General features: G+C 36.2%; 11 protein-coding genes. 3 read left to right on the forward strand and 8 right to left on the reverse strand.

Translation table 11 applies throughout. The features are described 5' to 3' along the window. Positions 1–232 precede the first annotated feature (232 nt). The 7 genes from A8B35_RS22440 to A8B35_RS22470 form a co-directional block, all read right to left on the reverse strand. Positions 233–3,289, reverse strand: a complete 3,057-nt coding sequence (locus A8B35_RS22440; RefSeq protein ID WP_075604084.1) for a type I restriction endonuclease subunit R — start codon at positions 3,287–3,289, stop codon at positions 233–235. Between the two features lie 306 nt (positions 3,290–3,595). Then, positions 3,596–4,246, reverse strand: coding sequence for an AAA family ATPase (locus A8B35_RS22445; RefSeq protein WP_075604085.1), 651 nt, complete (start codon positions 4,244–4,246; stop codon positions 3,596–3,598). A gap of 284 nt (positions 4,247–4,530) precedes the next feature. Continuing rightward, positions 4,531–5,271, reverse strand: a complete 741-nt coding sequence (locus A8B35_RS22450) for a transcriptional regulator (protein WP_139314994.1) — start codon at positions 5,269–5,271, stop codon at positions 4,531–4,533. 3 nt (positions 5,272–5,274) lie between these two features. Continuing rightward, complete coding sequence (locus A8B35_RS22455) at positions 5,275–5,547, reverse strand: helix-turn-helix domain-containing protein (RefSeq protein WP_075604087.1); 273 nt, start codon at positions 5,545–5,547, stop codon at positions 5,275–5,277. Between the two features lie 329 nt (positions 5,548–5,876). Then, positions 5,877–6,815 (reverse strand): hypothetical protein, encoded by a 939-nt coding sequence (locus A8B35_RS22460; protein ID WP_075604088.1) that lies wholly within the window; start codon positions 6,813–6,815, stop codon positions 5,877–5,879. A 75-nt stretch (positions 6,816–6,890) separates the two neighbouring features. Then, positions 6,891–8,165, reverse strand: a complete 1,275-nt coding sequence (locus tag A8B35_RS22465) for a site-specific integrase (protein ID WP_075604089.1) — start codon at positions 8,163–8,165, stop codon at positions 6,891–6,893. A 526-nt stretch (positions 8,166–8,691) separates the two neighbouring features. After that, the gene (locus A8B35_RS22470) at positions 8,692–8,889 is read right to left on the reverse strand and encodes a hypothetical protein (protein WP_075604090.1); all 198 of its coding nucleotides are present in this window, start codon (positions 8,887–8,889) and stop codon (positions 8,692–8,694) included. A gap of 198 nt (positions 8,890–9,087) precedes the next feature. On the opposite strand from A8B35_RS22470, the gene A8B35_RS22475 reads away from it, so the two are divergent. From A8B35_RS22475 to A8B35_RS22485, 3 genes are all read left to right on the forward strand, one after another. Next, the gene (locus A8B35_RS22475) at positions 9,088–9,843 is read left to right on the forward strand and encodes a hypothetical protein (RefSeq protein WP_075604091.1); all 756 of its coding nucleotides are present in this window, start codon (positions 9,088–9,090) and stop codon (positions 9,841–9,843) included. Between the two features lie 477 nt (positions 9,844–10,320). Beyond that, the gene (locus A8B35_RS22480; protein ID WP_139314995.1) at positions 10,321–10,743 is read left to right on the forward strand and encodes a hypothetical protein; all 423 of its coding nucleotides are present in this window, start codon (positions 10,321–10,323) and stop codon (positions 10,741–10,743) included. Positions 10,744–10,909: 166 nt separating this feature from the next. Continuing rightward, positions 10,910–11,371: a DUF5675 family protein gene (locus A8B35_RS22485; protein ID WP_075604093.1), complete on the forward strand. Its 462-nt coding sequence runs from the start codon at positions 10,910–10,912 to the stop codon at positions 11,369–11,371. 246 nt (positions 11,372–11,617) lie between these two features. Here A8B35_RS22485 and A8B35_RS22490 read toward each other — a convergent pair whose 3' ends face one another. After that, positions 11,618–14,131 carry a P-loop NTPase fold protein gene (locus A8B35_RS22490; protein WP_075604094.1) on the reverse strand — a complete coding sequence of 838 codons (2,514 nt, stop codon included), beginning with the start codon at positions 14,129–14,131 and terminating at the stop codon, positions 11,618–11,620. Positions 14,132–15,843 lie beyond the last annotated feature (1,712 nt).

Raw genomic sequence — 15,843 nt, forward strand, 5'->3', positions numbered from 1 at the left:
AAGCCAAACAGTGTCGCCATCAAACTAAACTTGTATTTCGGTTTGACTATTGCTGGCTTTAAAAATCTCTATATTGCTGTGCATTTATTTAATTATCAATGTTCAATTACGAGTTATCAATTACGAATGATCAATGTACAATTATCAATTACGAATGATCAATGTACAATTATCAATTGCTAATTAGGAATGATTAATTCGTAATTAGCAATTGATAATTTGTAATTAAATCTTAAGCTGTGCGTCCGTAAAACTCGTTCATATATTCTTTTACCACCATTGCATTAATGGCTTTGCTTTTGGCAGCATCAATGGCGAGATGGTGTTTGGTTTTAAATTGTTGAATCACTAGGCGGAGTATCATTTTCTCCACATAGTTTTCATTCTCCAGTACTTTTGATTTTTGTTCTATTTGTGCATCAACTTCTTTTTTAAGGCCTTGCAGCACTTCGAAAAGTTTAGATTCACTATCTGTTAAGGGATCTTTTTCCATTAACCTTTTGTGCAAACGTGCGTATTTTTCGTCGTTGTTATATTTGGCGCGAAGTAAGAGGTTTTTTCGCTCTAATTCACGTGCCTGGTTGTATATTTTTTCGAGTTCGGCAATATTGGCTTCCATCTCTTCTTTTGAGACTTCGTTTAAGTTTTTCTTCTTAAAAAGACGTTCTAATTCCTCTTTTAGCGAGATAAACTCAGGGTCTTTTGGGTCGAAATTACCGCCCAGGGCTTCACGTGTTTTTTGCAGCGTATCTTTGAGTTGATCGGCCAGAATCATTTCTTCCTCCTTTACTTTGGTAAAGGCAAAAATAACGTCTTCTAAGGCTATGTTTAGTAGGTTACTTGTATCGACACTATTTTCGAGACGTTCTTTGGTATTAATGATGGCCAAACGGTTATTGGCATCACGTGATAGAACGGTTAACTTTTTAAAGTCGAGTTTCTGTAGCAATTCGTAATTACCCGAAAGACGTATTAAGTTATACAAGGCCTTGGCGTTATTTAGTGCCTTGGTAATTTGTAACATGGTGGCCCTGTCGTTTATTTGACTGATTTGTTGGGTAAACACCTCGCCATTTTCAGTATCGAATTGAAATAGTAGATCTTTTATTTCAGCAATTTCCGTTTTGATCTCTTCATCTGATTTAAAGAGATTGGTGTAGTGTTGCATTTCGTCGCCCAACTCGGATTGTAACTCGTTGAAATAATCGCGATTGGTTTTATCAAACTCCTTTTGTATATCGGCAAAATCGACTACATATCCGTACTGAAATGTTTTATAGGTACGGTTTACTCTAGTGAGTGTTTGAAGCAGGTTATGCGCTTTAATAACACGACCGATGTACAATTTTTTGAGGCGTTTGGCATCGAATCCAGTGAGTAGCATGTTAAATACAAAGAGGAAATCTATTTTTCCTTTTTTGAAATCTTCGACTAGGTCTTTACGCTCTTGCTTGGTTCCGATGTCGTGCAGAATAACTGCAGCTGTTTTAACGCTGCTATCTTGTTTCTTTTGTGCTCCATAACTTACTTTGGAGTCGGCAGCCATAAGCAGTGCATCGTCAATGGGCTGCGCATATTTGTTTTGGAATATTTCGTACATCTGCTTGGCCTGTTTGGCCGAGTCGCATACTACCATACCACCAATTGAGTTGTCGTTATTGGCAATACGTGCTTTCTCAAAATCCATCACAATATAATCGAGCATAGGCTCTACAAACTTATGATGGGCATATATTTCTGTTTTATCGGCATTCCCTTTTAGTATCTCAATTTCTTCGAGGGTTTGCTGCAGCGTAAGCTTGTATTGTGTTTCTATTTCTTCGCGAATTAAACGCAAGGTATAGCCATCTTTTATGGATGCATTGTAATAGTATTTGTGAATATAGTTCCCAAATAAGGATTTGGAATTGTACTCGCTACCTAACAAGGGTGTGCCTGTTAATCCAATCTTTATGGCCTTACTATCGGCTTGCTCCAAGTTTGCTAAGAAACTTCCTTTGGGATTGTAACTACGATGTACCTCATCCAGGAAGAAAACACGTTGTACGTTTACTTGATAATCTCCGTTTTTGATCACACTAGGATCGTCTTGAAATTTTTGGATGTTAACCACGGTAATTTCAGCCTTACCTGCACTGTTATGAATTACGGCTGTGGATTTGATATCACGAGCAAAGGCATCGCGAGAATCTATTTCGTGTACCACCAAACCACGTGCTCTAAATTCTTTACTTGCCTGTATGAGTAGGTCGAGTCTATCGACAATGAAATAAAATTTTGGCACCACACTATTTTTGTGAAAATATGCTGTGAGGTGTTTTACGTTGTAAAAGGCTAGTGCTGTTTTACCACTGCCTTGGGTATGCCAGATGATTCCTTTTTTAATGCCCTCATCGAGCTTTTTAGTGATGGCTTTGGTTGCAAATATTTGCGGATATCGCATCACGTGTTTTTCTAGTCCACCATGTTCTTTGACGTAAGCAATGGCAAATTGTAGCAAGAATGCCAATCGGTCTTTTTGAAAGAGCGAGGTGCAAATACGATTTGTTGGCGTATTGGGGCTTTTATTGGTAACAAATTCTTTGGAGCTTTTAATACTTAAGAGATTGTTGTCTTTTAAAACCGATGTTTCCGTGGCGTCATCAACAGTGCCAAGTAAGGTTTCTAAATTAAAGGTTTCTTCTTCTCGGAAGTAGTTAAAGGGTGGCTTTACATATGAAGTAGTAGCATAAAAAGCACCTTCGATGGGTTCTGGCGAATTATCGTCGTACTCCATATTATTGGAGAATACCATGAGTTGGGTGATGTTTACGAACTTACGAAACTTCTTATTTTTAAAACGACGCTCTATTCTATTGTGCTCGGCTATCACACCATCGCGGTTATTGGGTTTTTTAACTTCAATAAAGGCTAAGGGCAATCCGTTAATTAGCAATATTATGTCGGGACGGAATTCTTCATCGTCTTTTTTGTAGGTTAACTCGGTAACTACATTAAAGGTATTGTTGCTGAAATTCTCAAAGTCGATGAGGCGTGTTCCCGATTGGTCTATTAATTTCTCGTAAAAGGCTTTCCCTAAGTCTTCGTTTTCTAAACACAGTGCTACTTCGTCGTAGGTACGTGAAATGTCGAAGTCATTTAATGTTGGGTTTAAACGTTTGACACTTTCTTTAAATATATTGGTTGACGCGTCCCATGATTGATCGTTTAAAGATAAATAGGTATATCCCAGACGAATGAGATGTAGTATGGTTGGTATTTTTACTCTTGAGTCTTCGTTGAATATCATTTCTAGTTAGTTTGCCTTGGCTTTAGAATTACTAAATTGCTTGCTAATTTTTGGGATGTGTAAGATAGAAAAAAATATGGGTTTTGTTTGGGAGGGATTTAGTGTGGGGGATTTAGTTTTGAGGCTGAAGACTGAAGTGATTTACAGTTTTGTTTAGTATCAGGTATCAAGATACAAGTATCAAGATTATTTGCAGCGGTTTGTAAATGATAAGTTATCAGTGTTAAGTTATAAACGGTATTTGCAGCTTAGCCGTTTGGGCGAACACGTGAGGACACGTGCACGAGTATTGGATGCGAAAACAAATTACTTTCTTTTATCCGGTGCATCTTTTGGAAAGGTGATTACATTCATCATTTCGCGCATGCGGCTTCGGACACGTTGGCCGTAAAGTTTTTCTATGTCCTGGGCATTGAGGTTGGTGGTGGCGTGTGTGATGAGGCGATTATTGATAAAGAGGTCGTAACGACTAAGTAAGACTTCGGCCAATACATTGCACTCGGTGCCAAAATGTTTTATGTTGGATTCGGCTCCCAGGTCATCTAAACAGAATGTTTTGGGTATTCTGCTGCCTTGTTTTATGGTGAAGCTTTTTTTGCTGTATCTATGAATGGATTCGAAGCCGTCTTTTTGGAATTCGAAGGTTATATCGCGACATGCCTTAAGGGCATAGCGTTGGTGTGTTTGAAGGATGGTTTGCATGAGTTTCATCAATGCGGTTTTGCCACAGCCTACGGGACCGATGAGGAGGATTCCCTTGCGAGGATCCATTTTATGTTGTTGACATCCGTTGGCATCGTTAATGAAATAGACGAATAGTTTTTTGATGATGTGCATGTCTTCATCGTACAAGCGGAAGTGCGAACCGTAAGTGAGCTTGCCTTGCTTGGTGATGTAGTCGAGGGACTTTTGGAAGTCGTAGATGATGGTGTTGTTTTGGATGGTATAAAATTTCATTTTAGTGATAAGTGTTAAATGATAAGTTATAAATGGGATTTGCAGCTTGGTGTTTTAGTTTTTAGGCTGAAGGCTGAAGTGATTTACAGCTTCGTTTAGTATCAGGTATCAAGACACAAGTATCAAGATGACTTACAGTTATTTGATAATTATTAATGGTTAATTATAAATTGTTAATGCATGGCGTGGCGCCTTGAGATTGCTGCTGCGCGCAATGACGCAATATCTTGGTATTTGCGGCTAATAATAGCAATAGCGTGAGGACACGTGCACGAGCTGTACCTTCAAAGGGGTTCATCGTAGTTGTTGGATGAGGGCGGTGGTGATATAGGTCGGAGTTTGACTTTTTGAGTGTTATTTGGGGCTTTATTTTGGTTTTGGAAGCGCTGTTGTGATACTTCCTTTGCCTTGGTTGTAAACTTTTGAATATTGAGTATCCAATTGCGTGCGGATGCTTTCCAATCTTTCATGGGTGATTTGCCACCAACTAACCAGCCGTTACTTTCGTAATGATTGAAGAAGCGTTCGGCTTCGGAATCGGATTGTGATTTTTGTTGGAAATAGATTTTGATGTATTCGATGGGTGGTGGAGTGAATTGTTGTTTTTTCATATCGGTATTTTCTTGTGATACTATTTCTTCTGAGAAAGAATTTTCTTCTTCTTTAATAGAGAGTGTATTGTTTATATGTTTATTAAAAGGTATCACTTTTGATACAGGTGGTGTACAGGTACCTGTATCAAAAGTGTACATGTCAACTTTACTTCCTTGATTAGGATCAAAGGATGGATGATAACGTATGAAACCGTATAATTCGAGCGCTTTAAGTGCTTTTGAATAGGTATTTGGGGAGCCAATCTTAGACATTTTCATAATTTCCATACGTGTAATTATTATGGGGTTCACAAATCGACAACGATTCCATATTCTAAACAAGGCTAGATAAAGACTAATGTGCAATGGTTTTACCTTAGCATTTGCATCCATCAAGGCGAAAACAGTTGTTTGATGCTTGATGTAGTTCATACCTTAGTATGATTGTTTGTTTTTCTGTAATAGGTCATTTATCTCACCGTTATCATAGTAAATAGTGCCACCTATTTTGGTAAAAGGCAGGGCACCACTTACTCTCATATGCTGCAAAGTGCCAGGAGAGATGTTGAGTAATTCTCGTACCTCATAGGATTTGAGCCATCGTTTTTCGGCTGAGTTGTTATTTTGCTTTAGGAGCTTTTGGATGTCTTCTAAAAGCTCAATTTTAAATTCTCTTAGATCGTCTGTTGTTAATACTTCTAGTGCCATAATATTTGATTGATATTGATTTGACACAAAGGAAAGTAGAAAAACAATACGAAAACAGTGGCAGGGGGTGGTACCACCCCCTAACCACCCCATGATTATCAATCACTTATAGGTGCTATTTATTTTTTCAGCTTGTTTGCATTGAACGATTTGTACAGATTTAATATCATATTTTTTACGACTTCTGCGGAATTTTTATCAATATTATAGTACTTCTTGTAGAGACTATTTCCTGACACTTGTGAACTTGAAGTTGAATTGAGTATTTGTGAAAATATTTGAAGGGTGTCTTTTTTTGTTTTACCCTGTACAATTTTGGCCTCAATGAATTACCGTAAAAGACATGCTAATTGAGGAACTGATAGGTTCGTATCAACTTTTTGAAATGATGGTTGGTCTATTATATTATTGGGTTCTTCTGTTATTGAATAATTACAAAAAAGAATTTCCTTTTCAAGCCAATTAAGTATATTTTTCTTTAAAGACTTATGCTTATTGGTATATCGATATTTCTTATTCTCTATTAATTGAGAGATGTTTTTCTGGAATAATGATAATTTATTAGGGTCAAGTTGCTCATTATCAAATTTTGCTTTATCCTCAATATAGGAGATTACATAATTGTATGCTGATATAGAATTGAAATTATTGGTAATAAATAACGAAACCATATTATAAGTAAGAGTATCGTTATCACTCTTTGAATGCATTACCTTTGCAATTTTAGTTACTAGTTGTTCGAGATAGTGGAGCTGGGTGAAATTATAATTGTTCTTATTTGCTTTAAGCAAATGGTACAGCGCTCGTTCTAGACCGTATATCTGCTTACATTTTTGAATTACTAGGTTTAATTGTCTAGAAATATTTATCATCTTTTTGTCGAAGTAAATACCTGGAACAACAGATTTATAGTCGAAGTATTTAGGAAATTGTCGTTCTAAAAACCCCAAAAGGTTAACGAATATTTCAATATACTCTTCATGGATTAATTTATTACATGTAGCCATTGATTGGCATAATTCATGAGTTCTATAGAAATAGTTTAAGATACGTATGGTTCTTTTTTGAAGAGCCCGTATCTGTGTTTTCAGTTTCTTTGGTTCTGCTCCAGAACTAACCAGTTGAAATAGTTCGTTATTTGCTGAGATTTGGATTTCGTGCATTTCGTCATGGTGGTTAACTCCAAGTGTCAATAAATAAAACACACAGCTTGAAGACCTAGCTTGTTTTTTGGCTAGGTCTTCCATTTGGTTGATAAGATTTAACATGTAGATGTAGATTTATTAGAATTTCATATTGAATATAATAAATAAGGGATCCACATTAAAATGAGAGTTAGTGTTTTATGACACGCTTGTATTAATACATGAGTTCGTATCAGCTTTATTGCCTCTGTTTAGTTCTAATTTTTCATTTAGTGCAGACATATCAGCTCCAATTTTATCATTAAGTACTTTGGCGTATATCTGGGTTGTATTAAGGCTTGTATGGCCGAGTAATTTACTAACTGTTTCTATGGGTACTCCATTGGCAAGGGTTATGGTTGTTGCAAAGGTATGCCTAGCTAGGTGAAAGGTTAAGTTTTTTTTGATGCCACATATTTCAGCAATTTGTTTGAGGTAAAGATTTATGCGCTGATTAGTAATTGTAGGGAAAAGCCTACAAAACCGTTGTGCTTTTGGATGATCTGCATATTTTGCAAGCATTTCTTTTGCCTCTGGGAGCAAAGGAATATGAATAGCTACATTGGTTTTCTTACGTTTTGTACTGATCCATTGATTACCATCTATTCCTATGATTAAATTCTCCGGACGAAGTGTTATTAAATCAGAATAGGCAATGCCTGTATAGCAAGAGAATACAAATAAGTCTCTCACAAGTTCGTGTGAAGAGCTTGTAAAACAATATGTTTTAAGTTTTATAAGCTCTGTAGTGGAAAGAAATTCTCGCTCTGTTTTTGTATAAGTAACTTTATATGCTAAGAATGGATTTTTTTCTATCCACTCCATCTTTAATGCTAAATTTAACATCTTTCTTAATCTGATGAGATGTTTCATTACCACATTATGTGATAGCTTATTGGTTAGGGAGATTACTTCGTAAGAGCGTAGGAAGGCTTCGAATTCATTTACGAAGCGGTAGTCGATCTTCTTTAGGCTAATATTGTCTACTTGTCTTATTTTATCCAAAAATTCGAGTAGATATTTTTCTGTTGTTTTGTAATGTTTTAAGGTGCCTGAGCTTAATTGTGATGATTGAGTGTTGTAATGGTACTCAATAAGCGATTTTAGTGTGTTGCCCTGGTCTAAGATGCCAAAGAATTTATTCTTTAAAATAATAGGGGTTATAGGTTCTTTATCGAGTGTTAACTGTCGATAATTTTCAGTTATATTCGACCTGATATGATTGATGTACGAATTTGATTTCCTATAATCTTTGTAATGGTGCGTAATTGTTTCTTTCTTCTTATCCCAAGAATTTGTGGGTATCTTTTTTAATACACTAAATTCAATTCTTTTTGAGTTTACAGTAAGTCGACACGAGATGATACTATAGTCTGCATCTTTTTTTGTTAATCTAGCAATAAATCTAATTGCAAATGTTTGATTGTCTTTCATGATAATAAATGTTTGATTTTGATGTAAATTCTACGTTGGCACTAAAGAATTATCATCTTTATGATATCAATATCAATCAAACCTCATCATACAATAGAGATGCAAATGGCGCATAACCCCTTGTAAATGTTATTATTTCATTCTAATCGGGAGTAAAATACGAATATTTTATCACTCCCGAATAACTCCCGATTAATTCAATATATATTGGATTATATTGAATTGATAAAAAACAAAAAAGCCTGTAAATCATACGATTTACAGGCTTTTGATGTTTGTTATTAAATTAACAGTGATCCCGTTAGGATTACATCATCGCTTTGTAATAATCGTATAATTAGCTAGTTAACTGATTTAAAAAGTAAGCTACTCACTGATTACTCACCTAATAATTGATTTGTATTAACTTAATTAGTAGTCCTTTGACTTTTACAAAGATACAAAAAAGCATTGCTTTAGTAAACCAATTTAACACAAATTGTATGGGATGAAAATAGAAGTTTAGAGTAGCCAAATAGCATTATGCTTAATCGTTTAGGTATTCTTGCACCAGGCTATTTTGGATACCTGTGTAGTTCGCAAAATCATCAGTTGTAATAAACTGATGCTGCTCTTTACCCATATTGTCTTTAATCTTTTGCAAGAGTCTCCTACTTGCTTTTTCGCTTTTACCAGTGATGCGTTGTACATCCTTGGGATAAATGCACACTCGTGTCAATTTCATAATGCCATTATTACTATATCTATACTTTATCCATACTTAAAGTATACTTTATTACACTTTCTAATATACTAAATACAAGGTTTATTCTAGGCCTTTTGGGTCCAAAAATACGATAAATGGTCATATAGGACATCGAGATTTGAAAGGCTGAAAAACCACGCTTACATTGCTATTATTAATCCATTAAAAAAGGGAATTATGGCAAGGCAAAAAGGAATTATTAAGTTGGAAGGGCGTGTTGGAGATTTGTCTTTTTACAAAAGTGATGGTCAATACTTAGCACGAACTAAGGGAGGCGTAGATGCGGATCGTATTAAGAATGACCCGGCTTTTGTGCGTACTCGTGAAAATGGTGCTGAATTTGGCAGAGCTGGTAAGGCCAGTAAATTACTGCGTAATGTTTTTAAAGCTCCGCTAGCGGTAGCTTCAGATAAAAAAGTAGCGAGCAGATTAACTACTCAGATGTTAAAAGTAGCTCAATCGGATAGCTCTAACATTAGAGGGGAACGTACAGTAACCAAAGGTGATTTGGGTTTGTTACTGGGCTTTGAGTTTAATGTGAACACGAGTTTGGAGGATATCATGAAAGTGAGTTCTGCGGTTAGCTTCGATAGAGCAACTGGAGCTGCCACTGTAAGTACTGATTTTACCAACCCTAAATTGGAGTTGGCAGAGATTGAAGGTGCTGATGTGGCTCGCATGACCATTGGTGTGGCAGTGGTTGATTTTGAGAGTGCAGAATTTGAAGTAAATGTGGCACAGTCTGATGCTATTGATATTACTTCGAAGGATGCTTTAACTTCATCTGTATCAGCGAATATTTCTGCAGATAGTACGCTTCCTGTTTTTATTGTTTTAGGTATCGAGTATTACCAAAAGGTGAATGACGAATTGTACCTCATCAATAGTCAAGATAGTAGAGCACTTACTATTGTTGGCGTTGATACTGTATAGTTATTAGCCGTTAGGATGCTTCGCTTTAAGTGTTGGGTTTTACAGCTTAGATATTAGGGATTGGATATTAGAATAGGGAGATGGAGGATACGGCAATTTCACGGAATGGGAAAGCGGGATTTTTAGGAGGCACTTTTGTGAGTGTGTTGCATGGCGTTTCGATTGGGGGCATGGTGGAAACTATTGTGTATACCATTTTAGGAACTGTGGTGAGCTTTGGCGTATCGTGTTTTTTGAAATATATCGTTAAAAGGTATCTCAAGAGAGGGGCTTAAAGATTTGGTTGTTTGCTTAGGTTGATTCAGTGGTAATGACTACTGATGGTGTTTGGTGTAGCCCTTGGATTCTCAGTCCGGGGGCTTTTTTGTTCTATCTCTTAGGACGCTAGGCTTTAGGTGTTAGGTATGATTTTAGAGTTTTTAAGGTTTGATTATGAAGTTATTTGAGAGGATAAGTGCTTTGTTGGGTGATGGATTGGTGAAGGACGTTGGAGACCTTGTCGATAGGTTTGTGACAACGGGTGCTGAAAAGCAAGAGGCGAAAGCGTTGCTTTTGGAACTGCAGCACAAACAGGAAATGGAAGCTTTGAAACTATCCTTGGAAACGGAGCAGGAGTTTAATCAACGAATAAAAGATTTGGAGGGTACTGCGAGTGATTTAAGCCAATCGGGATGGATGGGAAAAGTAGTGCTTTTCTTACGTGGAGCACAGCGACCTGTGTGGGGTTACTTTGTGGCTTTTATGGATTATATGGTATTTGCCGGGCGTTGGAGTTTAAATGCTAATGAGCGATTGGAATCAGCTTTTTGGATAATTAATTTTTTGGTTCTGGGCTTTTTATTTGGTGAGCGTGCCGTGAAGAATGTGGGACCATTGGTGAGTAAGATGATGAAGAAGTAGGTGCTAGGACGCTGCGCTTTAGGTGTTAGGCTTTAGGTATTAGGATGCTTTACGGCTTGCCTTGAGATTGCTTTGCTGTGCGTGCAATGACGCAATACCGTGGGATTAGTAAAGAGTTAATAGGCTGAAGATTGAAGGCATAAGTGGATTGATAAAAAGGTGTGTTATGGAGTTAAAGGTTTTAAGATATAGTGATTCTAAGGGGAGTACATTGGGGCTTTTGTTTATTGATGGTTTGTTTGCTTGTTATACTTTGGAGGATGAGTATAAAGCAATTAAAGAATACGGCAAAACAAGGATAACTGCAGGCAGGTATCCAATACGATTACGTTGTTTTGGTGGGCATCATTGGAAATACTTGAAACGTTTTGGAGCAGCATTTCATAAAGGAATGCTGCAAGTAATGAATGTACCATTATTCTCTGATATCCTGATCCACATTGGTAATGATGCAGATGATACGGCAGGCTGCTTGCTCTTGGGCAACGTAGCCAACAATAACCAGGTTAAGAATGGTTTTATTGGTAGCAGCACTATTGCTTATTTACGTATCTATGCAATGGTTAGGGATGCTTTATTGAGAGGTGAGGAAGTATTTATTACTTATGCTAATGAGTTGCATTTGTAAATCTAGTGAACTATCTCTGGGCAAGCCCAGAGCCATCATTTAAAAAAGAACAGCTTCGCTATTCACTTTACAACAGTATGAACGTAGCAAACCTAAAGAATTAAACCCATGTTAGGTTAATATAACAAGCCCTAGTATTACTCTATAAAATATATTCTACTTCCGCTAATGGGGTATACCTTAAAATTAGTCGCTCAAAGCTAAAATAGTATGCGATGGTTTTATACTTGATTACACTTTAAATATTCAATAAGTAACGACTAACTGGACTACCTTACCTGTCCGCTCATTATAAGGTTCACCTTTTAATTTAGCTTGCCCATTTAAAGCTTGACTTAAATATTCAACTTCTTCTTCTTTTAATGGCTCTGTATCTAGTCTGCTTAAAATATTTTTTGCCAATAAATAACGATAATAATAAATGCGTATTTGTCGTGGTGTTGCAGAATTCATTCTCTTTATTGCCTTATCCAATACCTCTTTTTCATATATACTTAACTCAAAGGACTCATTGTTTGCTTTATTAGGAGATTCAGTACTATTCAGTGATTTATCCGTTATTTCTATTAAATTGGGAGTATTACCACTATCACTAACTTCCATCTTAGTATTCTTTTCTCTATTGGAATCCAAATCTACAATTCCCTTTTTCACTTTGCCTTCACTCACAAAATCATTTTGAGATTCTAGCTCCTTTGTCTCAACCCTATCTTTTGTTAATGCTCCAAAATAGTCCATCCGTTCTTTAGAACTTAATGTAGATAATTGAATGCCCGAAATGAAAAGTTTATCCATATATTCCTTCTCAAGTTGGACTAACTTATCTTCAAGTTTATTATCTTTTAAAATGTTGTTTAGATTATCAAAATACTTGTTTTTAATTGCAAATTTTAGTTTATCTTGATCAACAGCAACTAATATTAACATTCGTTTAATAATAGTTTGCTCCTCAAGCATCACTCGCAAAGCATCAATGACGTGTACCATCTTATCAACCCCACAACGATCTAGGTCATCAACAAATAGCAATACCCTTGGAGGTTTACTAAAGAATCGCCTTAATATGAAATTATCATATTTATAATACCAGGCGTTCAACAAGAACACAATTTCATTTTGTATTTCAGCTTGTAAACCGAGAGTCTCTTTAAAACTTACTCCTTGAGTATAACGTTTAATAATAGTGGTGGCTTTTAGTCCATATTTATTGTAGATATACATTAATGTTAAACCAAATGTTCCCAATAACGCACTCAACAATTCGGGGATTATCTCAGTCACTTCACTTGGAACTACTTCATACTTATATAATAGATATAAACATGGAATAATAACGAATAACGCAAATACTAAAGTTATAAATGTATTAGGGATATGGCGAATTGACTGTAACCAAATTGTATTTAGTATTCTACCAAAATAATTACTGCCTAAATACTTACTGGATAAACACTCATAAAGGTAAGCCCATACAGCCTCAGTATCCTGATACTTCCAAGCATGGAATTTTACAAAATGAAATGGTTTGTCTTTTTTCTTCTTATCAAGTTTTTTACCCGTATCATAATTAATATTAAACAAGCTGCACAAGTATTTTATAAAATATGTTTTACCTCGGCCCCATTGCCCAAATACACCAACCATTTGACCTTCCTCTCTTTGCATACTCTCTAACAGCCTCGCAAACTCCTTAGCAATAACAGGAACGTTAAATACAGGTTCTATTTTATCACTTCTAAAATAATTAAACCCATGAAAGAGTTCTGCAAAATTTAGCTCTTCCTCTGCTTCTTCTGCTTCTTTATTCTCCTCTTTAAGTTCACCAGCTGATTCTGAGGAATCTGAAGCCAGTGTTTTATTGCGTCTTCCATGAGGACTCCCCTCATAAGAACTAGAATCTGAATACTCATGCCACAACTCTTCACCATAATCAATAATATTTGCACCTTTCGGCATTTTTTGAATAAGGAAGCTGTGCATTTTTGATATAGGTGTTTTATTACCAAAATTAGCCCCCCTATTATTTGACAAGTAAACAAGAGCGTTTCTGGAGTATATGCTCAATACATTATCTGGAGCATAAATAAAAGCGATTTTCCACTTAACAAATTGATGTATACGAATCTTATCAATTTCTTCTAATTGATTTGACTTAGCTTTATTAATAATCTCTTTTATTAGCATACTTACTGTAAGCATGGCTTCCTGCGGAGAATTACCGTTACTTAAATACCCTAACCATGAGTATTCTTTATCGTGCTTATACTTCTTCGATACTGCTTTAGGCCCTTTTCTTTTATATATACCAAATTTAAAAGAACTACCCCCACGAATGCCACCTAAATCAGAATAACCTACTTCTAAATCATAACAAAAGTATTCGGGATATTCTTTAGAGCCACAGTACATATCGAGTTTCATATTTTGAACGACTTCTTCTGGCCACTTTTCTTTAAAGTCTTTTAACCTAGCTGCTTTATCACTTTCAATGTAATTAGTGGTGGTATTTATGTTTGAAACCTCACTTGATGCAAGGTATTCAAGATATTTTGAAACAGAACCAAGTTCTAAAATTTGCAATCCCTTTTTTGTTATAGTATACCTGTGAGAATTCTCTTCTTTTAGATATCCTTCTTTTGCAGCAAACTCAACAGCCGATTTTTTTTCTATAGGTTCATCTTTTCCGGGTGGGGCATAAAAACCACGTTCATTACATTCTGTCAGGATTTGAAATATTATATTATCTTGTTTATTGGTCATGGTTTAATAAATTAAAGAATCATAGAATGAGGTAACTTATTTTATATTGGAGATGTTGTTCATTTCTTATGAGTCATTGTATCTATCTGCTTTTTAATACCCTAGGTGTATTTTGTGAAATTATAATTATAAAAATAATTAACAATAAAAGTATGAATATTTCATTAATAATCAGTTGTATGTAGGACGTTAAGTTGATTTTATCTAAATATAATTTTGAGCTTAAAGGCTTAAACAACCCCTTTTTACAAGTTGATAAATGAAGTCAAGGTTGGAGGTGCTATTTTTTGATGCCCTAACAGGGGTTAGTGCTTAGATGTTGGCTATTAGGGGTTTTACAGTTTGCTTTTAAAAAGTTGCCGATGGCATCAATAAAATGGGAACTGCACCCGCAGGGCTTGACCTTTACTATTTATCGGCTTGGGAGAATTTTGTGAGAGGATTTGAGTTTAATTGTTAGGTGTTAGTTTTTAGGACGCTACGCTTTGGTTGCTAGTTGCTAGTAGGTTGATTTAGGTTTAAGGCTGAAGACTGAGGGCTGAAGTGTTTTACTGCTTGGTTGTTAGCTATTGGGGATTTAGATTTAATACAACTGTTTGTTTGCAGAGCTGCCCGGTAGGGCCAGGTGCCTACAGCTAGCGATAGGAATGGAAGCGCAATGAATGGAGCGCAGCGGAATGGGTTGCGGTGGAATTGTGCGTCGAGCCGACTGCGAGTGGAGCAAGGGTGGCAGATTGGAAGTGAACGTAGTGAATGGGAAATGGCATATGTTGCCGCATTAGTTGGCGTGTGTTTTTGTTTGAATAGGTGTTGGTTGGGAGTTATTTGCTATTAGGAATTTACAGCTTGCTTATTGCAATAGGCTTTCTACACAAAAACCATGACAACTAATGCGAGCCACACGAGGGGTGCAATAGTTTGAAATACAATGGAGGCTAATGGAGCTGCTCAAAATTTAAAAAAGTGTGTTTTTACACGCTTTTGTTTTGGGATGCTGAAAGCTGCTGAGAATAAGTGAAACGTAGTGGTAATTGTACTTGCGATAGCAAAGTACAATTATCATGGAGTGGAATGTTTTGAAGCGACTTGAGGCATGTACAGTGGAATAGCAGGAATGTATTTTAAACTATTGTGCCACGAAGCCCGCAGCGACTAGCAGGCGAGCCTATATGGGGTAGCGATAAACTGGAGGCTTTTGTTTTGGGAGTTTATGGACAAAGCAAGTGCCTACTGGATAGAGTTAGCTACCCGTGAGGAAGACCGTGGGAACGCAAAAGGCATGACAGGCTAGAATTTTAGTGCTTAGTTTGAAGGCAGAAGCCAGTAGTCTGATTTATTGCCTACTTATATGAATATACTACTTTAGTGAGCAGCTTTATTTAAGTGCCTTTGGGTATAAACTTTTTAAATAATGCTGCGATAGCCTGGCGTGATCTTTTGCTGACGAGGGATGACGAACACCGATGGACCTCTACTCTATTTTTGTTATTCATAATTTGTTATGAATGTAGAAATATTTGTATATTGCATACAGGTTAGGTTTGGTTAAAGATTGAAAAGCTGCTATCGTTCTCGCGATAGTGGCTTTTTTTATTTATAGAACACATTATGAATAAAAGTTGACTTGTTCCTTTTATTAAAAGGCATATATAATCTTAAACACAATTGCTTAGCTATACTGGAGGGATTATAAGTATAACAAGACTGCTTAA

The sequence above is a fragment of the Saccharicrinis aurantiacus genome (assembly GCF_001660705.2).
GTDB classification, from domain to species: Bacteria; Bacteroidota; Bacteroidia; order Bacteroidales; family Marinilabiliaceae; genus Saccharicrinis; species Saccharicrinis aurantiacus.